Source organism: Streptomyces sp. NPDC085900 (assembly GCF_044540925.1).
GTDB classification, from domain to species: Bacteria; Actinomycetota; Actinomycetes; order Streptomycetales; family Streptomycetaceae; genus Streptomyces; species Streptomyces gilvifuscus.
In genome coordinates, this window is record NZ_JBITSP010000007.1 from 259,154 (window position 1) to 280,344 (window position 21,191).

Annotated in this window: 19 protein-coding genes; 6 read left to right on the top strand and 13 right to left on the bottom strand. The window is 72.2% G+C overall.

Annotated features, from left to right (window positions below; all coding sequences use genetic code 11):
- Positions 1–3: 3 nt before the first annotated feature.
- The 3 genes from ACIGDI_RS25155 to ACIGDI_RS25165 form a co-directional block, all read right to left on the bottom strand.
- The gene (locus ACIGDI_RS25155; RefSeq protein WP_200702230.1) at positions 4–1,053 is read right to left on the bottom strand and encodes a Zn-dependent alcohol dehydrogenase; all 1,050 of its coding nucleotides are present in this window, start codon (positions 1,051–1,053) and stop codon (positions 4–6) included.
- The gene (locus tag ACIGDI_RS25160) at positions 1,053–2,201 is read right to left on the bottom strand and encodes an acyl-CoA dehydrogenase family protein (RefSeq protein WP_399900582.1); all 1,149 of its coding nucleotides are present in this window, start codon (positions 2,199–2,201) and stop codon (positions 1,053–1,055) included. Before ACIGDI_RS25160 ends, ACIGDI_RS25155 begins: the two co-directional genes overlap by 1 nt.
- Before the next feature lie 105 nt (positions 2,202–2,306).
- Positions 2,307–3,218, bottom strand: coding sequence for an SDR family oxidoreductase (locus ACIGDI_RS25165; RefSeq protein ID WP_399900585.1), 912 nt, complete (start codon positions 3,216–3,218; stop codon positions 2,307–2,309).
- Between the two features lie 84 nt (positions 3,219–3,302).
- Here ACIGDI_RS25165 and ACIGDI_RS25170 point away from each other — a divergent pair, with 84 nt between their 5' ends.
- Positions 3,303–4,229, top strand: a complete 927-nt coding sequence (locus ACIGDI_RS25170; protein ID WP_399900588.1) for a cyclase family protein — start codon at positions 3,303–3,305, stop codon at positions 4,227–4,229.
- A gap of 486 nt (positions 4,230–4,715) precedes the next feature.
- Here the strand turns inward: ACIGDI_RS25170 and ACIGDI_RS25175 are convergent, their stop codons facing one another.
- From ACIGDI_RS25175 to ACIGDI_RS25190, 4 genes are all read right to left on the bottom strand, one after another.
- Positions 4,716–5,174, bottom strand: coding sequence for an ATP-binding protein (locus tag ACIGDI_RS25175; protein ID WP_399901177.1), 459 nt, complete (start codon positions 5,172–5,174; stop codon positions 4,716–4,718).
- A 500-nt stretch (positions 5,175–5,674) separates the two neighbouring features.
- Positions 5,675–6,580 (bottom strand): acyl-CoA dehydrogenase family protein, encoded by a 906-nt coding sequence (locus tag ACIGDI_RS25180; RefSeq protein WP_399900591.1) that lies wholly within the window; start codon positions 6,578–6,580, stop codon positions 5,675–5,677.
- A gap of 2 nt (positions 6,581–6,582) precedes the next feature.
- Positions 6,583–7,716 carry an acyl-CoA dehydrogenase gene (locus ACIGDI_RS25185; RefSeq protein ID WP_399900594.1) on the bottom strand — a complete coding sequence of 378 codons (1,134 nt, stop codon included), beginning with the start codon at positions 7,714–7,716 and terminating at the stop codon, positions 6,583–6,585.
- A gap of 8 nt (positions 7,717–7,724) precedes the next feature.
- Complete coding sequence (locus ACIGDI_RS25190; RefSeq protein WP_399900596.1) at positions 7,725–8,921, bottom strand: amidohydrolase family protein; 1,197 nt, start codon at positions 8,919–8,921, stop codon at positions 7,725–7,727.
- Between the two features lie 99 nt (positions 8,922–9,020).
- Here ACIGDI_RS25190 and ACIGDI_RS25195 point away from each other — a divergent pair, with 99 nt between their 5' ends.
- On the top strand, positions 9,021–10,538 hold the full coding sequence (locus ACIGDI_RS25195; RefSeq protein WP_399900599.1) for a class I adenylate-forming enzyme family protein: 1,518 nt from the start codon (positions 9,021–9,023) through the stop codon (positions 10,536–10,538).
- On the opposite strand, the gene ACIGDI_RS25200 is transcribed toward ACIGDI_RS25195, so the two are convergent.
- On the bottom strand, positions 10,522–11,034 hold the full coding sequence (locus ACIGDI_RS25200) for an EF-hand domain-containing protein (RefSeq protein ID WP_390629152.1): 513 nt from the start codon (positions 11,032–11,034) through the stop codon (positions 10,522–10,524). The genes ACIGDI_RS25195 and ACIGDI_RS25200 overlap by 17 nt on opposite strands.
- A 157-nt stretch (positions 11,035–11,191) precedes the next feature.
- On the bottom strand, positions 11,192–11,572 hold the full coding sequence (locus ACIGDI_RS25205) for an STAS domain-containing protein (RefSeq protein ID WP_399901180.1): 381 nt from the start codon (positions 11,570–11,572) through the stop codon (positions 11,192–11,194).
- A 344-nt stretch (positions 11,573–11,916) separates the two neighbouring features.
- Here ACIGDI_RS25205 and ACIGDI_RS25210 point away from each other — a divergent pair, with 344 nt between their 5' ends.
- Positions 11,917–12,495, top strand: coding sequence for a sigma-70 family RNA polymerase sigma factor (locus ACIGDI_RS25210; protein WP_200702238.1), 579 nt, complete (start codon positions 11,917–11,919; stop codon positions 12,493–12,495).
- A gap of 56 nt (positions 12,496–12,551) precedes the next feature.
- Positions 12,552–13,736, top strand: coding sequence for a zf-HC2 domain-containing protein (locus ACIGDI_RS25215; RefSeq protein ID WP_399901183.1), 1,185 nt, complete (start codon positions 12,552–12,554; stop codon positions 13,734–13,736).
- A 174-nt stretch (positions 13,737–13,910) separates the two neighbouring features.
- Here ACIGDI_RS25215 and purU read toward each other — a convergent pair whose 3' ends face one another.
- On the bottom strand, positions 13,911–14,795 hold the full coding sequence (purU, locus tag ACIGDI_RS25220) for a formyltetrahydrofolate deformylase (RefSeq protein WP_399900602.1): 885 nt from the start codon (positions 14,793–14,795) through the stop codon (positions 13,911–13,913).
- Positions 14,796–14,841: 46 nt separating this feature from the next.
- Positions 14,842–15,342, bottom strand: a complete 501-nt coding sequence (locus ACIGDI_RS25225) for a hypothetical protein (protein ID WP_142152877.1) — start codon at positions 15,340–15,342, stop codon at positions 14,842–14,844.
- Positions 15,343–15,459: 117 nt separating this feature from the next.
- On the opposite strand from ACIGDI_RS25225, the gene ACIGDI_RS25230 reads away from it, so the two are divergent.
- A complete protein-coding gene (locus tag ACIGDI_RS25230) occupies positions 15,460–16,767 on the top strand; it encodes an ABC transporter substrate-binding protein (RefSeq protein ID WP_399900606.1) in 1,308 nt (435 codons plus the stop codon).
- Positions 16,768–16,792: 25 nt separating this feature from the next.
- Here the strand turns inward: ACIGDI_RS25230 and ACIGDI_RS25235 are convergent, their stop codons facing one another.
- Together ACIGDI_RS25235 and ACIGDI_RS25240 are read right to left on the bottom strand one after the other, a co-directional pair.
- On the bottom strand, positions 16,793–18,568 hold the full coding sequence (locus tag ACIGDI_RS25235; RefSeq protein WP_399900609.1) for a hypothetical protein: 1,776 nt from the start codon (positions 18,566–18,568) through the stop codon (positions 16,793–16,795).
- 189 nt (positions 18,569–18,757) lie between these two features.
- Positions 18,758–20,143 carry a transcriptional regulator gene (locus ACIGDI_RS25240; RefSeq protein WP_399900612.1) on the bottom strand — a complete coding sequence of 462 codons (1,386 nt, stop codon included), beginning with the start codon at positions 20,141–20,143 and terminating at the stop codon, positions 18,758–18,760.
- Between the two features lie 329 nt (positions 20,144–20,472).
- Between ACIGDI_RS25240 and ACIGDI_RS25245 the strand changes: the two genes are divergently transcribed.
- Positions 20,473–21,135 (top strand): bifunctional DNA primase/polymerase, encoded by a 663-nt coding sequence (locus ACIGDI_RS25245; RefSeq protein ID WP_200702244.1) that lies wholly within the window; start codon positions 20,473–20,475, stop codon positions 21,133–21,135.
- Positions 21,136–21,191 lie beyond the last annotated feature (56 nt).

Here is a 21,191-nt window from a genome sequence, read left to right on the forward strand (position 1 = left end):
AGGTCAGAAGGTCAGTACCGCCCTCGCCACCCGGCCCGCCTCGGCGTCGCTCGCCGCCTTCTCGAAGTCCTCCAGGGGATAGGTGGCGGTCACCAGCTCGTCGAGCATCAGGCGGCCCTGCCGGTAGAGCTCGGCGTACAGCGGGATGTCGCGCTGCGGCCGGGAGGAGCCGTACCGGCAGCCGAGGATCGACTTGTCCAGGAACATCGAGGAGACGAGGAAGGACGCCTCCGCCTTCGCGGGCGCCGTGCCGAGCAGGACGGCCTGGCCGTGGCGGTCGAGGAGGTCGACGGCCTGCCGGACCAGTTCGACGCGTCCGACGCACTCGAAGGCGTGGTCGACCCCGTGGGGCAGCACGTCCCGCACCCCGTCCGTTGAGGTCAGGAAGTCGGTCGCGCCGAACTGCCGCGCCACGGCCTCCTTCGCCGGGTTCGCGTCGACCGCGACGATCCGCGACGCCCCCGCGATCCGCGCCCCCTGCAGGACGTTCAGCCCGATCCCGCCGGTGCCGATGACGAGGACGGACTCCCCGCGGTCCACGCGCGCCCGGTTGAGGACGGCGCCCACCCCGGTCAGCACCCCGCAGCCGATGAGCGCGGCGGACGGCATCGGGATGTCCTTCGGGATGCGTACCGCCTGCACGGCCCTGACCACTGTGGCCTCCGCGAAGGCGGAGTTGGAGGCGAACTGGTACACCGCCTTCCCGCCCCGCGCGAAGGGCCGCCCCGGCCGCCCGATCGCCTGCCGGCACATCGTCGGCCGCCCCCGGTCGCAGTCCGCGCACGTGCCGCAGTTGGCGAGCGTGGACAGTGCCACGTGGTCCCCGGCCGCGACATGGGTGACCCCGGCGCCGACGGCCTCCACCACACCCGCCCCCTCGTGCCCCAGGACCACCGGGACGGGGAAAGGGATGGTCCCGTCCACCACGGAGAGGTCGCTGTGGCACAACCCGGCCGCCGACAGCGCGACCCGCACCTCTCCCGGTCCCGGGTCCCGCACCTCGAGGTCGTCCACGACCTCGACCCGCTTCCCGTCGAACACCACTGCGCGCATCAGACGACCCCCTTGGGCTCCCTCGGCAGGCCGAGCACGCGCTCGGCGATGATCGTGCGCTGGATCTGGTCGGAGCCGCCGTAGATGGTGTCGGCCCGGGAGAACAGGAACAGCTGCTGGTCGCGGTCGATCTCGTACGGCGCCTCGGGCGCCCAGTCCCGCGGCCCGGCGGACGCCTCCGCCCCGCGCACCAGCACCGCCAACTCCCCCAGCCGCTGGTGCCAGTTCGCCCACAGCAGCTTGGACACGCTCGCCGCACCGGCGTCGCCGGAACCGCCCAGGGTGCGCAGGGCGTTCCAGCGCATGGCGCGCAGCTCGGCCCACTGCCGCACGAGCGCGGCCCGTACGACGGGATCGTCGGCCGCGCCGGTGCGCACGGCCGTCCGCACCACCCGCGTCAACTCCTGGGCGAAACCGATCTGCTGGGCCAGGGTGGACACCCCCCGCTCGAACCCGAGCAGGCTCATCGCGACCCGCCAGCCCTGCCCCTCCGCGCCGACGACGTGCTCCGCACGCGCGCGGGCCCCGTCGAAGAAGACCTCGTTGAACTCGCTCGTGCCGGTCATCTGCCGGATGGGCCGCACCTCGATCCGCCCCGGCTGGTCCATCGGCACGAGCAGGAAGGTCAGCCCGTGATGGCGGCGCGAGCCGGCCTCGGTGCGCGCCAGGACGAAGCACCAGTCGGCCTCGTGCGCCAGCGACGTCCAGATCTTCTGCCCGGAGATCCGGTAGCCCTCCCGCTCGCGCACGGCGGCGGTCCGCACCCCGGCGAGGTCGGACCCCGCGTCCGGCTCGCTGTACCCCTGGCACCACAGCTCGTCCCCGGCGGCGACCGGCGGCAGGAACCGCGCCTTCTGCTCGTCGGTGCCGTGCGCGACGAGGGTGGGGGCGAGCAGGTTCTCCCCGATGTGCCCGGAGCGGGGCGGCGCCCCCGACCGCGCGTACTCCTCGGCCCAGGCGACCTGTTGGGTGAGGGTGGCGGTCCGGTTGCCGTACCCGCCCTCACCCCAGCCGAGCCCGATCCACCCGGCCTTGCCGAGCGTGCGCTCCCAGGCCCGGCGGTCCGGATCGGGGCCGACGTGCTCGCGCAGCCACGCCCGGGCCTCGGCCCGGAACACCTCGTCATCGGAGGTGAATGAGAAATCCACTGACGTCTCCTCCTGGCCTCGGGGGCGGAACCTACCAAGGGGCGCGGGGAACTGCGCGACCAGCCACGGACGCCCCGCACCCGCCGTACGACCGCACCACCCGGGCTACTGGGCGTTCGGCCGAGCCCCGTCCCGCGCCGCCCTCTCCATCGCCTCCAACTGCAGGAGCATCGGCATCGGATCCACCCCCACCGACCCCGGCAGGAACTCCGCGATCCGCTCCGGCGTCCAGGGGGAACCCTCGGCGTACGCCGCGCGCAACTCCCTCGGCTGCGCCCACACTGCCAGCTTCGGCCCGGCGATCGTGTACACCTGCCCGGTGATCTCCTGCGCGCGGTCCGACAGCAGATAGACCACGAGGGCCGCCACGTCCTCCGGCTCCCCGATCTCGGCGAGCTCCATGGGCACGTTGGCCGACATCCGGGTACGGGCGACCGGCGCGACCGCGTTGGCGGTCACCCCGTACTTGTGCAGGCCCAGCGCCGCGCTGCGGACGAGCGAGATGATCCCGCCCTTGGCGGCGCTGTAGTTGGCCTGCGACACCGAGCCCTGGTGGTTGCCGCTGGTGAACCCGATCAGCGTCCCCGCCCGCTGCTTGCGCATCACCGCGGATGCCGCCCGGAAGACCGTGAACGTGCCTTTCAGATGCGTGGCGAGGACCGGGTCCCACTCGTCCTCGGACATGTTGAACAGCATCCGCTCCCGCAGGATCCCGGCGACGCACACGACCCCGTCGAGCCGCCCGTACGAGGACAGCGCGAGGTCGACGATCCGCTGTCCGCCGGCCATCGTGGACACGTCGTCGGCGACCGCGACCGCTTCCCCGCCCGCGGCCTCGATCTCCTTGACCACTCCCTCGGCGACCTCGCTGGTGGGGGACTCGCCCGCGATCGAGACGCCGTAGTCGTTGACGACCACCCGCGCGCCCTCGGCGGCGGCGGCCAGCGCGACAGCCCGCCCGATACCCCGTCCGGCCCCGGTCACGGCGATCACCTTGCCTGCCAAGAAGTTCCCCACGCCCGGCCCCTTCCCGCGATTTCTGACGGACCGTTAGATTTTATGACCCGTCAGATACCTGGAGACAAGCCCCGGGGAGAGCCGATGTCTTTGCCGGCCGAGTTCCACGAGATCGCCAAGCGCGTGAACAACTGGGGGCGTTGGGGAGCCGACGACGAGATCGGCACGCTCAACCTGATCACCGACGAGGTGGTCCGCGAGGCGGCCGCGACCGTCCGCTCCGGCCGTCGCGTGCCTCTCGCCCTGCCCCTCAGGCAGGACGGCGTGCAGAGCGGGATGATCCCCGGGCGGATCAACCCGCTGCACGCCATGGTGCAGATCAACCAGGAGCTCTTCGGCCCGGGGACGGTGGCGTGCAGCGACGACGTCGTGACCATGGGCCTGCAGGCGGCCACCCACTGGGACGCCCTGACCCATGTCTCGCACTCGGGCAGGCTCTACAACGGCCGCCCGGCGGACACCGTCACCGCGCACGCCGGTGCGGAGTTCGGCGGCATCGACAAGGCGCGGCACGTGGTCTCGCGCGGGGTGCTGCTGGACGTGGCCCGGGCGCTCGGCAAGGACCGGCTCGACGGCTCGCACGCGGTCACGCCGGAGGACCTGGAGGCCGCCGAGGACCTCGCGGGTACGCGCGTGCGCGCCGGCGACGTCGTGCTCGTACGGACCGGGCAGATCCAGGTGTATCTGGCCGGGGACCGGGAGGGCTACGGCTATCCGTCACCAGGGCTGTCCGTCCGCACTCCGGAGTGGTTCCACGCGCGCGATGTGGCCGCCGTCGCGAATGACACCCTGACGTTCGAGATCTTCCCGCCCGAGATCGAGGACCTGTGGCTGCCGGTGCACGCGCTCGACCTGGTGGAGATGGGGATGCTGCAGGGTCAGAACTGGAATCTCGAAGAACTGTCCACAGCCTGTGGAGAGAGCGGCCGGTACGCGTTTCTGCTGTCGGCGATGCCCGAGCCCTTCGTCGGCGCGACGGGGACTCCGGTGGCCCCCGCGGCCGTGCTGTAGGAGAGCATCGTCCGGCGGGGAGCGTCGTCTGGCGGCGCGGCTTCCCCAGCCGCCCCGAGCACGGCATACGCGCCGCCATCCGACCCCGGCGTACCCGCCCCAGCCCTTCGGCCCTGAACCCTCAAGAGCTGACGCCGACTCACGACCCGCACTCGACGAGGACCTCCGTCACCGAAACCCTCGCCGTCCCCTCGCGGCGAATCGCTGACCACCAGCGTGTTCACCCGGTCACGGCGCGTCAACACCCATACGGAGATTTATTACTTACGCCCCATTTGCAGCGGCCGCGCACGGGTGCACGACCCCGGCGCATCGCACCGCGCGGAGGCGGGGACGGCGCGATTTCTGCCACCGTGCATCGGACATGACGACAACCGGCCACACCGTCTCGAACGCTCACACCGTCCCGAACGGCCCCATCGTCTCGAACGACGACAACGCCTCGAACGGTCACGCCGTCTCAATCGGTCACACCGTCTCAATCGGTCACACCGCCTCGAACGCCAGCCCCTCGTAGGCCGGGACACCGCCCAGGCAGCTCGCCGCGTCCCGCGACCGGTCGCAGCGGTCGAGTTCGCACCAGATGCGCTTGCCGGCCCCCTCGGGGCTCCAGCCCCAGCGGTCGGCGAGGCCGTCGACGAGGGCGAGCCCGCGCCCGCCGGTCGCGTCGCCGTCCGCACACCGGGGCACCGGGGCCCGGTCGCTGGCGTCGGCGACCTCCAGGCGGACGGTGGACGGCTCTGCCGCCTCCTCGGGCAGGCTCAGCCGCAGCACGGCCGGACAGCCGGTGTGCACCACGGCGTTGGTGACCAGTTCGGAGACGAGCAGGATCAGCGTCTCGGCGAGCGGCTCGTCGGCCGCTATCCCGGACACGGCGAGGCGTGAACGGGTCCACCTCCGGGCTCGCCCCACCTCAGTGGGGTCGGGCCGGATCTCCAGCTGCACTTGAAGCACCTGCACCGTTCACACCATCCGAACCGGCGGACACATGACCTCATGCCACGCGAGCCTTGCCAGAGGCACCGCGGCGAGGGCCACGATCGTAGCCATTTTCTGCATGGCCAGAACAACAGCCGACGCAGAGCCCAGGGCAGGGGTCACGGAACGTGAATCCCTTGCACGACAGCATGGTTGACGTACAGTCACCTCAACAAGCGCTTCGGGCATATTCCAGCGCGAAGGAGTACCCGTGCGGCATACTGTGCGACGCTCCCTGCGAGGAGTCGAACAGGCCGCATCAGGAGCCGCCCCGGGGGCGACACCGGTACGGATCGCGCCCGGAACCACTCGCATCCCACAGAAGGTACCGGAGCGGGTCGCCGACTCCGGGCCGTGACGGGTCACACGTAGGACACAACCCGGTATCAACGCTCCGTGATTTAGGGCGTGCCACGATCCGCGACATCCGAGCGGCCGCCCGACGAAAAGCCGCAGGCCCGCCCTGTTCATGCCACGAGGTCGGCCGCGAGCAGCTCCTCACTCTCCGTACCGCCGCCGCCACGTTCCGAGCGCACCCACGCCCGCTTCAGCAGCAGATGCACCTCGCACTCCCAGGTGAAGCCCATGCCACCGTGCACCTGGAGACAGTCGCGGGCGCCGCGCACGGCGGCCTCGTCGGCCAGCAGCCGGGCCGCGGCGATGTCGGCCCGCTCGGCGCTGACGGCGGCCGCGTAGACCGCGGCGCGGGCCACCTCGACGCGCACCAGCATCTCGGCGCACAGGTGCTTGACCGCCTGGAAGGCCCCGATCGGCTGCCCGAACTGCTCACGCGCCCGGGCGTGTTGCACCGCCAGCTCGCCCGCGCGGGTGGCGGTACCGAGTTGCTCGGCGGCGGTGAGGAGCACGGCGACGGGATCGGTACGGGCCGGTGCGGGCACCCGGTGCAGCGGCGTGAGCGGATCCACCGACTTCATCGGTACGGCACCCTCCGCGCCCGGCCGCACGACGTCCGCCTCCTCCAGCCACTCCACGAGCCGGCCGTAGGCGGCGGCCACGACGACCTCGCCTTCGGCCGCACCGGGCACCTCCCTGGCGGCGAGATGCGTGGCGACGAGCGGCCCGGGCACCAGCGCCCGCCCCGCCTCCTCGAAGGCCAATACCGCCTCCGGCAGCCCCAGTCCGGCCCCTCCGTCGGCTTCGGACAGCCGCAGGGAGAAGAATCCGAGCTCTCCCAAGGCACGCCACAGACCCCGATCAAGACGGGGCAGACCGTCGCAGGGCTCGGCAACGCCGTCAAGGGGCGCGGGGAACTGCGCGACAAGCCCCCACGGGCCCGCAGACGGCCGACGACCGACCACGTCCCGCACGGCGTCCCGCAACGCCCGATGCTCCGCCGTCAGTTGGAACCGCACCGTCACCTCCCCTTAGGCAGTCCGAGAATCCGCTCGGCCACGATGTTCCGCTGGATCTGCGAGGTCCCGGCCGCGATGGTGTACGACAGCGACGACAGCCGGTCGAGCATCCACGGCCGCTCCAGATCCAGCGAGTCCGGCCCCAGCACCTCCGCCGCCGCGTCGTACAGCTCCTGCCGGGCGTGCGAATACCTCAGCTTGAAGACCGAGCCCCCGACCCCCGGCACACCGCCGGAGGCCTCCGCCTCGCTCACGTTCCACTGCGTCAGCCGCCACAGCGCCCGGAACTCGGCGTTCAGCCGGCCGAGCCGCCGTCGGAGCACGGGATCGTCCCAGCGCCCGTTCCGCCGCGCGGCGACGGCCAGTTCGCCCAGCACCCGCCGGCAGGCGACCACCTCCCCGACGAACGCCGTGCCGCGCTCGAAGGAGAGCGTCACCATCGTCACGCGCCAGCCGTCGTTCTCGTCCCCGACCCGGTTGGCGACGGGCACCCGTACGTCGTCGAGGAACATCTCGGCGAACTCGGCCGACCCGGCGAGGGTGCGCAGCGGCCGTACGGTGATGCCGGGGGTGTCCATGGGCATGGCCAGCCAGCTGATGCCCTTGTGCTTGGGGGCGTCCGGGTCGGTGCGCACCAGCAGTTCGCACCAGTCGGCCACCTCGGCGTGGGAGGTCCAGATCTTGGACCCGCTGACCACGTAGTCGTCGCCGTCCCTGCGCGCGCGGGTGCGCAGTGCCGCGAGGTCGGAGCCGGCGTCCGGTTCGCTGAAGCCCTGGCACCAGACCTCCTCGCCGCGCAGGACCGGCGGCAGCCAGCGCGCCCGCTGCTCCGGCGTACCCTCGGCCGCGATGGTGGGTCCGGCGTGCAGCAGCCCCACGAAGTTCGCGCCGACGTAGGGCGCGCCCGCCTTCTCTGTCTCCTCCAGGAAGATCAGCCGGACGCTGGGTGTGCCCTCCCAGTGGACGTCGGCGTACCCGGCGTCGTGGAGCATCCGCTGCCAGCCGAGGTCGTAGGCCCTGCGCCCGGGCCAGTCGTCCGGGGACGGCTTCGGCGGCAGCGTCGGCAGCACTTTGCCGAGCCACTCCCGCAACCGCGCCCGGAACTCCTCCTCTTCCGGGGTGTACGACAGGTCCATGGGCGGGGCTACTTGTCGAGGTCCAGGTCGAGCATGCGGATGGCGTTGCCCCGCATCAGCTTGTAGACCGCCTCGTCGTCGAGTCCCTTCACATGGTCGAGGGCGATCTCCTTGGTGTGCGGGAAGGTCGAGTCGACGTGCGGGTAGTCGGTCTCGAAGGTGGCGTTGTCCCGGCCGACCGCGTCCAGGGACGCCACCCCGTGCTTGTCGCGGAAGAAGCAGCAGAACATCTGCCGGTAGTAGTACGTGGACGGCGGCTCCGGGACCAGGTCGCGCACGCCGCCCCAGGCGCGGTGTTCCTCCCAGACGTCGTCGGCCCGTTCCAGGGCGTACGGGATCCAGCCCATCTGCCCTTCGGAGTAGGCGAGTTTGAGGCTGGGGAAGCGCACCAGGACCCCGCTGAAGAGGAAGTCCATCATCGAGGCCATGGCGTTGTTGAAGCTGAGGGAGGCCTGGACGGCCGGCGGGGCGTCCGGGGACGCGGCCGGCATCTGGGACGACGACCCGATGTGCATGTTGACGACCGTGCCGGTCTCCTGGCACACGGCGAAGAACGGGTCCCAGTAGCCGGAGTGGATGGACGGCAGGCCGAGATAGGTGGGGATCTCGGAGAACGTCACCGCCTTCACCCCGCGCGCGGCGTTGCGCCGGATCTCCGCGACCGCGAGCTCCACGTCCCACAGCGGGATCAGGCACAGCGGGATGAGCCGCCCGCCGCTGTCCCCGCACCACTCCTCGACCATCCAGTCGTTGTAGGCGCGCACACAGGCCAGGGCGACCTCCTTGTCGTGCGCCTCGGCGAAGGTCTGCCCGCAGAAGCGGGGGAAGGACGGGAAGCACAGGGAGGCCTCGACGTGATTGAGGTCCATGTCCTCCAGGCGGGCCTTGGGGTCCCAGCAGCCGCGCCGCATCTCCTCCCGGGTGATGCCCTCCAGGGTCATCTCGTCGCGGTCGAAGCCGACGGCGGCGATGTTGCGTTTGTACGGGAACTTCAGGTCCTCGTAGATCCACCAGTCGGTCGGCGGGCCGTCCGGGTCCATCGTGATCTGGTACTTGCCGCCGACGTAGGCGAGTTCGCCGATGCCGGCGGTCAGGGCCTGCGGGCCGCGGTCGCGGTACTTCTCCGGCAGCCAGGTGTCGAAGAGGTGCGCGGGCTCGATCACGTGGTCGTCGACGCTGATGATGCGGGGCAGTTCGGTGTCCATGGTCCCCTCCGCCGGACGGTGTTTCCCTGACAGACGCCATCTGATGGGTCGTCAGATAGCATGTCACCTGACGAGTCGTCAGCCAAGCAGGGGGCACCCGTGAACGAGACCCCGCACTCCCTGAGCTCCGCCCCGACCCTGTGGGACCTGGTCGTCCGCCGCGCCGGCCTCACCCCCGACCGCCCGGTCCTCCTCCAGGACGACCGCCGCCTGACCTTCGGGGAACTGCGCACGCGTGCCGAGCGCGTGGCGGCCGGCCTGTACGACATGGGCGTGCGCCCCGGCACGGTGGTCGCCTGGCAGCTTCCCACCCGCATCGAGACGGCCCTGCTCTCCTTCGCACTGGCCCGCCTGGGCGCCGTACAGACGCCGGTCATCCCCTTCTACCGGGACCGCGAGGTCGGCTTCGCGCTGCGGGAGTCGAAGGCGGAGTTCTTCGCCGTGCCGGGGACCTGGCGGGGCTTCGACCACACGGAGATGGCACGTCGTTTGGGCGCGAAGGGCGTCTTCGAGGCGTACGACGACCTCCCGGAGGGCGACCCGGCCGTACTGCCCCCGCCGCCTGCCGAGGGCACCTCGGTCCGCTGGATCTACTGGACCTCGGGAACGACGTCGGACCCCAAGGGCGTGCTGCACACGGACCGTTCACTGATCGCGGGCGGCTCCTGCCTCGCCCACGCGCTGCGCCTGTCGGCCGACGACGTGGGCTCGATGGCCTTCCCGTACGCCCACATAGCCGGGCCCGACTACACGGTGATGCTGCTGCTGTACGGCTTCCCCGCGGTGATGTTCGAGCAGTTCGCCCTGCCGGGCGCGCTGGAGCAGTACCGCGGGCACAAGGTGACGGTGGCCGGCGGGTCCACGGCGTTCTACTCGATGTTCCTCGCCGAACAGCGCAAGCGGCCGGGCGTGCCCGTCATCCCCTCGCTGCGGCTGCTCGCGGGCGGCGGCGCCCCGAAGCCGCCGGAGGTGTACCACGCCGTCGTACGGGAGATGGGCGTGCAGCTCACCCACGGGTACGGCATGACCGAGGTGCCGATGATCACCATGGGCGACCCGGAGGACAGCGTGGAGAACCTGGCGACGACCGAGGGGCGGCCGCCGGAGGGCATGGAGATACGGATCGTCGACGGGGAGGTGCGGCTGCGCGGGGAGGCCGTCTGCCAGGGCTATCTGGATCCGGCGCAGACCGCCGAGGCCTTCGACGACGAGGGGTTCCTGCGCACCGGGGACCTGGGGTTCGTGACGGACAGCGGCCATCTGGTGCTCACCGGCCGGCTCAAGGACGTCATCATCCGCAAGGGCGAGAACATCTCGGCCAAGGAGATCGAGGACCTGCTGGCCGCGCACCCGGCCGTCGGGGACGTCGCGGTGATCGGGCTGCCGGACGCCGAGCGCGGGGAGCGGGTGTGCGCGGTGGTCGAGCAGCGGCCGGGGGCGCCGGAGTTGACGCTGGAGGCCGTGACGTCGTACCTGCGCGCGGAAGGCCTGTCGGTGCACAAGCTGCCGGAACAGCTGGAGGTCGTGGACGCCCTTCCGCGCAACGACACGCTGCGCAAGGTACTCAAGTACAAACTGCGCGAGCGCTACGCGGGCGGTACTACTCGGGAACGGTGAAGTAGCGGGCGAACGCGGACACGATCTCCGCCTCCCCGATCCTGCCGTCGCCGTCGGTGTCGAGCGTGGCGGCGGCCGCCCGGGCGACCTCCTCGTCCGCTCCCAGGACGCGCAGCACGCGGATGGTGTCCGCCAGGGTGGCCGCCCGGTCGCCGTCGGAGTCGGCGAGGTCGAGGGCCGCGTGCAGGAAGGGGCGGGCGATCTCGGCGAACCGCTCGGGGTTGTCGCGCAGGCGCTTGACCGCGCCCGTGACGAACTCCTCCCGGGTGATGCGCTGGTCGCCGTCCCGGTCCGCGATCCCGGCCATGCCCTGCCAGAAGGCCTCGGCGCCCGCGTAGAGCGCCTGTCCCTTGTCGGAGCGGGCCGCGACAGCGAACTCGGTGAGCAGCGCCTTGGCCGCCACGTTGAAGTCCTCGCGGTCGATGTAGCCGTTGCCGTCCTGGTCGAAGGTGGCGAACCGGGCGGCGATCCTGCGCTCGTACTCGCTGCTGACCATGTTCTCGAGCCGCCTCACGTCACGTCGGGGTGTTCCTGGACCGGAGCGTACGACGCGTCGGCGCGTCCGGGCGCGCCGAAGCGACGCTTGTGCCAAGACCGGGGGAATTCTGGGACAACTGTGTGGCAGAAGGGCGGGGCAGCCCCTATACGCGTCGCTACGCCGACAGCGGTCCGGCCTCCTCGGCGACGGCCTCGTCCAGGTCGGGGTACACGTCGAACAGTCTGCCCACGCCCAGCGCGCCGAGGACCCGGTTGACGTGCGAGCCTTCGACCGCGCCCCGCGCGGGGAGGATCAGCCGCAGGCTGCCCTGGCAGGAGCGGATCAGCCGGCGGGCGGCTATGAGCACGCCGACGCCGCTGGAGTCGCAGAAGAAGACCTCCGAGAGGTCGAGGACGAGACTGTGGCGGCCCTCGGCCACCGCGTCGTGCACCCGCTGACGCAGTGCCGGAGATGTCACCAGGTCCAGCTCGCCCGACACACTGAGCACGGTCCATTCGCCCTGCTCGCCGCCGGTCACATAGAACGCCACCACCAGGCCCTTCGTTCGCCGGAACCCCCGCCAAAACGGAAGCCGTTCCTACGCTTCCTCGCAGCGTGGCTGCCCAGCGGCCGTTCCCTGAAACACATCAGGAGAAACGGAAACCGATCGAAAGAGGCTTGTTTTTGTCTGCTTCGATCCTGTTCGATCAGGTCGGGACAGATCTGGTCGAAGGATGGTGAGGGGTGGACGAAGGTCCACTATCACCTGGCGGTTCCATGGGGGCGCGCATTGCCACAAAGGGGCGTGCGCTGTCAGAGGTGCCGACTACATTCGAGGTGACGGTGGACGCAGGCTGGACGAGAGCGCGGGCAGGCCGACGGACAGGGTGAGGGGGACGCATGGCGAAGAAGGACGCACCGCCTCGCTGGGACCGCAAGATGCAGCAGCGACTGGCACGCGGTGAGGCGGCCGCCCTCGGCGAGCTCTACGACCGCTTCGCCTCGCTCGTGCACGGTCTGGCCCACCGCGTGCTCGGCGACGAGCGGGCTGCCGACCACATCACCCGGGACGTCTTCGCCCACGTCTGGGAGCACCCCGAGACCTACGACCCCAAGCAGGGCCCGCTGCGCTCCTGGGTCGCCACGCTGACCCACCGCCTGGCCGTGCAGCGGCTGCGCGCCACCGAGACCGCCGCGCTCGCCCGGGGCGGCGGCTCCGCGGAGGAACTGGAGCGCAAGGTCCGCCGCGCCTCGGTCGCCGCCCGCGCCGACTACATCGTCACCTCCATGCCCTCGCCGCTGCGCGCCGCGCTGGACCTGGCCTACTTCCAGCGCCGTGACTATCGCCAGACCGCCGCCGACCTCGGCGTCACCGAGGACGAGGCGCGCCGCCGCCTGCGCCTCGGCCTCCAGCTGCTGTCCACCGCCCACGACGCCGGCGCCCCCGGGGCACCACCCGGATACGGGGGTGCGGTGTGAGCGGCTTCGAGGCGTTCGACGAACGGCGCGAACCCGAGAACCCGTTGCGCATCCCCATGCCCCGGGCCTCCGTCGAGGACGGCGACCGGCCGCTGCCCGCCCCGCCGGAGCAGGCGCCGGGCCCGCTGGTCCTGGAGCACCACGTCCTGAAGTCCCTGCTCGGGGCCTGGGCCCTGGCCGCCTGCTCGGCGGAGGAGACGGCGGCCGTCGAGGAGCACCTGGGCGGCTGCGGCCCCTGTGCGGAGGAGGCGCTGCGGCTGCGCGACGCGGTGGGCCTGCTGCACCCGCCGGAGAGCCTCGACCTGGACCCGGCCCTGCGCACCCGCGTCCTGCAGCGCTGCCTCGACCGGCGCCCGCCGCGCATCCCGGTGCCGGACTGGGCGACCCCGTACGACGCGGAGACGGCCCGGCTCGACGCCCTGCTGCAGGACATAGGCGACGCCGAGTGGCACGCGCCCGTGCGGCTGCGCTGGTTCGACGGCGCGGGTCCGGCCAGCCGCCGTACGACCGTCGCCGGTGTCATCGCCCACCTCCTGTGCGTCGACGGCCTGGTCGCGGTCGCCCTCGGCCTCGACGACCCGCTGGGCGACAGTGCCGCGGACGGCCCGGGCCCGGCGTCCCGCACCGAGACGCTCTGGCGCAGCGCCCCCTCCCCGCCCACGCGGGCGGTCCGGGGGCCCTGGCGCGAGCAGAGCCACGACCTGGTGCGCACGGTCTCCTTCACCGGCGGCTCCGGTTCGGGACGGCTGGCGGTCTCCTACGGCGACTTCACGCTGCCCCTGCACGACGCGATGCTGGACCGCGCCTTCGAGTGCTGGGTGCACGCGGAGGACATCGCCGAGGCGGTCGACTATCCGTACGAGCCGCCCGCGCCCCGGCATCTGCACCGCATGATCGATCTGGCCGCGCGCATGCTGCCCGTCGTGCTGGCGGGGCGGCGGCAGGAGGGTCTCGCGTCACCTGCCCGCGGACGGCACCTCGGCGTGGCCGGCGACCCCGGGCGGAGCCTGCGACTGGAGATCGAGGGCCTCGGCGGGGGCGAGTGGCTGATCCCGCTGGACTCACCGGCGGCGGAGGCGTCGCCCGAGCACGAGGTGGCCCACGTCGCCCTGGACGGCGTGGAGTTCTGCAGGCTGGCGGCGGGCCATGTGCCGCCGGAGGAGGCGGCGGCGGGGCAGGTGGGGGACCGCGAGGCGATCAGGGACGTGCTGTTCGCTGCGGCGGCGCTGAGCAGGATGTAGGGCGGGGCTGTTCCGGGCCCGTCGGCGGGTGCGGGTGCGTGGGGGCCGGTCGCGCAGTTCCCCGCGCCCCTGACTACGTGCAGTGGACGCACCTAAGGGGCGCGGAGAACTGCGCGACCGGCCACGAACCACCCGCAGCCGCCCCCGAACCGAACCCCCCGAGCTCCTGGGCGCCTAGGCGAACACAACTGTCCGCCGCCCGTTGAGCAGAATCCTCCGCTCGGCATGCCACTTGACCGCCCGCGCCAGCGCCTGGCACTCGACGTCCCGCCCGACCGCCACCAGCTGGTCCGGCGTGACGTCATGCCCGACCCGCTCGACCTCCTGCTCGATGATCGGCCCCTCGTCGAGATCCGCGGTCACGTAGTGCGCGGTCGCCCCGATGAGCTTGACCCCCCGGGCGTGAGCCTGGTGATACGGCTTCGCACCCTTGAAGCTCGGCAGGAACGAGTGGTGGATGTTGATGATCCGCCCGCTCAGCTGCTTGCACAGGTCGTCGGAGAGCACCTGCATGTACCGGGCCAGCACGACCAGTTCGACGTCGTTCTCCCGGACGACCTGGAGCAGCCGCGCCTCGGCTGCCGCCTTGGTGTCCTTCGTGACCGGAATGTGGTGGAAGGGAACGTTGTACGAGGCCACCAGCTCGGCGAAGTCCGTGTGGTTGGACACCACGGCCGCGATCTCCACGGGCAGCGCGCCGATCCGGGTCCGGAAGAGCAGGTCGTTCAGGCAGTGCCCGAACCTGCTGACCATCAGGACGATCCGCATCCTCTCGTCGGCCCGGTTGATCTGCCAGTCCATGTGGAAGGCGTCGCCGATCGCCGCGAAGCTGGCGCGCAGCTTGTCCACCGTCACCGACTCGTCCGCCGAGAAGTGGACGCGCATGAAGAACAGACCCGTGTCGTGGTCGCCGAACTGCTGACTGTCCTCGATGTTGCAGCCGGTCATGAACAGGTAGCTCGACACGGCGTGCACGATGCCCTGCTTGTCCGGGCACGAAAGAGTGAGGACGTACTGGTCGGCGGGGTTCGCCGCGGCTCGGGTGGACTGCTCGCTCATGCAGGACAGGGTCCCATACGTGAACTCGGGTCCGAACCGGCGTCCGCTAAGCGGAACGGGTCATGATCCGCAGCACCTCGAGGGTGCGCGGCGGCGCGTCCGGGTCCTCGCCGTCGGACACGGCCATGCGGACGTGCGCGTCCCGCGCCGCCCGTACCGCCTCCGGCCATCCCTGGTGCTCCAGGTAGGCGGAGACCGGCGCGTCCGGCCCGACCTGGTGCATGATCCGCAGCACCCGCAGCACGGCGGTGTCGACGAGGGCCGCCTCCTGGGAGTCCCGGAAGATCGTGCCGACGTACTTCTCGGCGGACCAGTTGTCCAGCCAGGTGTCCTCGACCAGGCGGTACACGGCGTCGGTGACGTCCCCGTACCCGTCGACGCCGGCCAGCCAGACGTTCTGCTGGAACCCCGGGTCGGAGAGCATGTGCAGCGCGGAGCGCACATTGCTGCGCCAGCGCCACCACGGCATGTCGTTCAGTGGCATACCGCCCATGGTGGAGGAGCGACGACCGCGACGGGAAGAGTTGTCCGAACCTTGCACGGTCACCGATCGTACGTTCTTTCGCACCCGCGCCTCACCGGCCCCCGTAATTCACCTGCACGTCACCGATCACTAACCGTAGGTCACCTCGGGGTTGGCGATGTGACGGAATCGTGTGTGCCCATGACCGGCAGGCGACGCTTCCGCAGCACCTTCCTCCCCATACGCACCCGGCCCGGCAGAGCGACCGCCCTCGCGGCGGGGGCCCTGGTGGTGTGTGCGTCCCTCGCCACCGGTTGCGGGGTCATCCCCGGTACCACGGGGGGTGCCGGGGACGGCCCGATCACCGTGATGACCTGGGCACCGCAGGGCACGGCCGCCACCAACAAGCCCGGCATGCCGGCCTTCGCCCAGGCCTACGCCCGGTACGTCAATGCGCACGGCGGCCTGGGCGGCCGCAAGCTCAAGGTCCTGACCTGCAACGACCACAACGACAGCGTGGCCGCCGCCAAGTGCGCCCGGACGGCCGTCAAGCAGAACGTCGTCGCGGTCGTCGGCTCCTACAGCCAGTACGGCGAGTCCTACCTCCCCGACCTGGAGGGTGCCGGCATCCCCTTCATAGGCGGCTACGGCGCCACCACCTCCGAGTTCACCAGTCCGCTGTCCTACCCGGTCAACGGCGGCCAGCCGACGCTGCTGGCCGGCCTCGGCAAGGAGCTCGCCGCCGGCTGCGGCCCCGTCGCGCTCGTCCGGCCCGACACCATCGCGGGCGACGAGCTTCCCCCCATGCTCGACTCCGGCCTGAAGGCCGGCGGGCACCAGCCCTCGATCGACCAGCGGGCCGCGGACGACACCACCGAGTACGCGGGGCCGGCCGAGAAGGCCCTGGCCGCCACCGCCGCCGGCTCGGGGAAGAAGGGGTGCGCGATCCCCGCGCTGGGGGACCGCACCAGCACCTTCATGGACTCCTTCCGGCGCGAGCGCGAGGAGCATCCGGCGGTGCGGACCGCGGCCACCCTCGACAGCGTCGACCAGACGGTGATCAACGAGTCCGGCGGGCCGTCGGGACCGTACGAGGGCTCGTACGTCACCGGCTGGTACCCGGTGTCGAGCGACGCGCGCTGGGCGCCGATGAAGAAGGTGATCAGCGAGCAGGCCTTCGGCGACAACCGGATCGACGCCGGCGACGTCGGCGTGCAGACCACCTGGATCGCCTACACAGTGTTCAAGAAGGTCGTCGACTCCCTGGGCGGCGGGAACGTCACCTCGGACTCCGTGCGCCGCGCCCTCGACGACGGCCTGAAGGTCACCACCGGCGGGCTGACGCCGCCCCTGAAGTGGAGCGACCAGGGTCCGGTGGCCACCATCGGCTTCTCCCGGATCGTCAACACGGACGTGACGCTGCAGGTCGTACGGCAGGGGCAGCTGGTGGCGGCGAAGCCGGGCTTCCTCGACGTGGCGAAGACCCTGCAGGGCGCGGACGTCGACTGACCGTCCGCGCCGCGCCGGGACCGGCTCAGAGCTGGGTCGGTCCGCGCTGGGTCAGGCCGTACGACTTCGCGATCGCGTTCCACAGCCGCGAGGCCCTGAGCTTCTGCTGGCTGGCGGTGCCGCTCGCGACGTTGCCCGCCGCGGTCTGCCCGGTGGAACGGGCCTGGCCCTTGTGGCAGCCCTTCCTGCCGCCGACCTGGTCGGCCCAGGCCGCGTAGTGGTTGTCGGCGGACGCGGAGGCCTGCCAGGCCTTGGTGAGGGCGGTGGTCAGGTCGGCGTGGTCCGGGAGCCGGTCGACGGACAGGCCGGCCAGCCGGGTGACCAGCTCGCCGCGCTGCTTGGCGGCGGCCCGCAGGTCCGAGGCCGCACCGCCCAGGTTCCGGCAGGACTTCACGTCGGCCACCGCGTTGATCACCGACGCCCGGCTGTTGCCGCTGTCGGCCAGGAGCTTGTCCAGCGCGACGGCCTGCTGCTTGGCAGGGTCCGCGGACGGTGAGGCGGAGCCGTCGCCGGCCGGGGCCGTGGCGGAGACCGGCTGGTTGTTGTCCTTGCCGTCGCCTCCGCCGCCACCGCCCAGCAGCGCGCCCGCGCCGACGCCGAGCACGACGATGCCGATGCCGACGGCCGCGATCAGCGGCACGCGCGACTTCGTACGGCCGCCGTGTCCGCCCCGGCCGCCGCCGTCGTCGTCGCGGCCCGGCGGGAAGTACGAGGACTGGGGGCCGCCGTAGGCGGGCTGCTGCTGCGGCGGCTGCTCGAAGCGCGGCAGCTGCTGCGTGGAACCCGCCGGGGCCTCTCCGCCCGGTCCGCCGCGGAAGAGGTTGTCGAACTCGGCGGGCGGCTGCCGGTGGTCGCCCACCGGCGGGATGTACTGCGTGGCCTGCGCGTCCGGGTCCGCGGCGGGCGGCAGCGGCCCGGCACCGCCCCGGTCGGGCCGGCCCAGGAACTGGGTCGCCTCGCCGGAGGGGTGACCGCCTGCCTGGGGCGGCAGCGCCCCGGGCGCCACGGGCGGCAGGAACTGGGTGGCCCCCTCGTCCGCGGGTGCCGCGGGCACGGGCGGCAGATACTGCGTCGCGCCCTCGCTCCCGGGCACTCCGCCGGTGACCGGGGGTATGAGCTGGGTGGCGCCCTCGTCCGCGGGCGGCAGCGGGGCGCCGAAGGCGGCGGGAGCGCCGTAGCCGGCGGACGGCTGCGCGCCCTGGCCCATGGGCTGGGCGGACGGCATGGCCGCGCCCGAGCCCGCCGCTCCGTAGGCGTCGGAGCCGCCTGCCGTGCCCGGGTAGGGGTTCGCCGGCGGCAGCGGGGAGCCGGACGTCGGCTGGTGACCGGCGGGCGCGTAGCCGTCGTGCGGCGAGGCGCCCGGCATGGGCTGCGCCGGGCCGCCGTAGGACGCGGACGGCGCGCCCTCCTGCGGCAGCGGCTGGGACCCGGCGCCCCACGGGTCCGTGGCCGGCTGCTGGTACGGGCCGGGGGTGCCCCAGGACTGGGCCGGCGGGCTGTCCCAGCCCTGGCCCGGCGCCGGGGGCGCGGTCTCCTGCCGGTCGGGGCCCCAGGGCGTGCCCCAGGACTGGCCGCCGGGCGGCGCCGAGGCCGGCGTCTGCGGCCCGGGCTGCTGTCCGGCGTGGGGGCCGCCCTGTGCGGTGTGCGATCCGCCCTGCCGGCCCTGCGGCGATCCGTTCTGCGGGCCGGCCTGGTTGCCCAGCATGCCCGGCAGCAACGGTTCGCCGCCGTCGGAGGGCAGCACGATGCCTTCGCGCGCCTGGCGCTGCGAGGGCTCCTCGCTCTGTCCACTCTGCGTCACCGGGACTCCTACTAATGGGGGACCTTGTGAAACCGTCGGCTCACGCTACCGGGTCCCCCGAGCCGGGTGCCACGCAGCTCAGGGCGCAACCTCCTCCCCTGTGACGGCGGTAACAGGGGAGCTCTGCGCCTCGTCGTATATGTCCACCTCCGATCGCACCCGAGCGTCAACCAGCTGTTTCCCGCCCGTTCACGCCGCCGCCTGCAGCTCCATCCGGGCCCCGAACTCCCTTACCACCGGCTCCTCCTGGTAGGGCTCGAGCCGCTGCTGGAAGTCCTCCAGGTATTCGGCGCCCCGGTTGGAGCGCACGCTCTCCAGCAACTCCACGGCTTTCAGACCGGTGTTGCAGGCCTGCTCGATCTCGCGCTGCTGCACCTGCGCTGTGGCCAGCAGCACATAGCCGATGGCCCGCCTGCGCGCCTTCGTCTCCGGCAGCCCGGCCAGCGACTCCTCCGCGCACCGCGCCGCCGCCTCGGCCTGTCCGAGGTCGCGGTGGCAGTGCGCCAACTCGTCGGCCAGATAGGCCTCGTCGAAGTGCGCGATCCACACCGGGTCGTCGCCGGAGGCGGAGTCGGCCGACTCCAGGGCGCTCACCGCCCGCCCGGACGCCGTCTGGGCCGCCCGCGCATCGCCCATCAGGGCGTGCCCGCGCGCCTCCGCCGCGTAGAACATGGCCTCCGCGCGCGGGGTGACGCGCCCGCGCGCCCCCTCCTGCGCCGCCCGTGCCAACTGGGCGATCTCGCGCGGGTTTCCGAGCTGTGCGGCAAGGTGGCTCATGGAGGCGGCCAGCACGTAGCCGCCGTAGCCGCGGTCGCCGGCCGCCTGGGCGAGCCGCAGCGCCTGGATGTAGTACCGCTGGGCCAGGCCGGGTTGGCCGGTGTCGACGGCCATGTACCCGGCGAGTTCGGTGAGTCGGGCGACCGCGGCGAACAGGTCGCGCCCCACCGCCTCCCGGTAGGAGCCCGCCAGCAGACCGGAGACGACGCTGTTGAGGTAGTGCACGACGACCGGGCGCACATGCCCGCTGCCGTACTGGTGGTCGAGGTCCACGAGCGCCTGCGTCATCGCCTGCACGGCGGCCACGTCGGACTGGCCGACCCGCGGCCCCGCCGAGCGCGCCACCTGCGAGTCGGGCGAGGAGATCAGCCAGTCGCGGCTGGGCTCGACGAGCGCGGAGGCGGCGACGGACGAGCCGGACAGGAAGTCCCGCCGGCCGACGTCGCTGCGCCACAGCTCGCAGACCTGCTCGATGGCCCCCAGGACCGTCGGCGAGAACTGCAGGCCGACGCCGGAGGCGAGGTTCTTGCCGTTGGCCATGCCGATCTCGTCGATCGTGACCGTACGGCCCAGCTTGCGGCCCAGCGCCTCGGCGATGATCGCGGGCGCCCGGCCCCGCGGCTGCTGTCCGCGCAGCCAGCGGGCCACGGACGTCTTGTCGTAGCGCAGGTCGAGGCCGTGCTCGGCACCGCACATGTTGACCCGGCGGGCGAGCCCGGCGTTCGAGCACCCCGCCTCCTGGATGAGCGCCTGCAGCCGTTCGTTCGGCTGCCGCGCGACGAGAGGCCTTGCGGCCATTGGCACTACCCCCTGTGGCTGCGGTGCCTGCCCACGCACCGAGTTGGCGTGTCTTCCAAGGCCGAACCCCACGCCGTGGAGGGCGAAAAGATCCGGCCTTGAAGATCAATGCCCCGCCGACATGCGCAAAATGCGCGTCATGCGAGGAATTCCGAGGATTGCCGGGGTAAGGGCCTCTTGAAGGGAAGCCGCCCCCTTTCGTGGCTACCCAGCTCACGCGGTGGTTCCTCCCGCGCGCCCCCACACGTGCATCCATGCGCCCCAGACGAGGGATCGATGCCCCTCCCCCGCGCGCGTTACGCCCGTAACTCCAGGTGGGTGCGGGAGTTGTGTTCATCGTGGAAGAGACGATCGCGGGCACCGAAGCCGCTCAGATCCCGAAGCAGCGCGGCGAATCGCTGCTGGAGACAGCCGTACGCTACGCCGAGGAGCGCCACTGGGACGTCTTTCCCGGCACCTGGCTGGAGGCCGTCGACGGGGTGCAGCACTGTTCCTGCGGTGACGCGGCGTGCGCCGCGCCGGGCGCACATCCCGCGCGGGACGACTGGGCGACGCAGGCCACCGGCAGTGCGACCGTCGCGCGCCGGATGTGGCAGAAGCAGCCGACGGCCTCGATCCTGCTGCCCACGGGGCGTACCTTCGACGCGATCTCGGTCCCGGAGACGGCCGGGTTCCTGGCGCTGGCCCGCATGGAGCGCATGGAGTTGACGCTGGGGCCCGTGACGCTGACGCCGGACCGGCGGATGCACTTCTTCGTGCTGCCGGGCGCGTCGGTGAAGGTGCCTGAGCTGCTGCGCAAGCTCGGCTGGGCTCCCACGTCCCTCGATCTGGCGGTGCTCGGGGAGGGCGCGTACGTGGCCGCCCCTCCCACCCGGTTCGGCTCGCGCGGCGCCGTCCAGTGGGCCTGCCGGCCCACGCCCGCCAACCGCTGGCTCCCGGACGCGGAGGAGCTGACGTCGCCGCTGGCCTACGCATGCGGCCGGGACAGGTGACGTGCGCCCGCCAGGCAGAGCCGCACATCGGGTGCGGCCCGCGCCCCTGAGGCGCG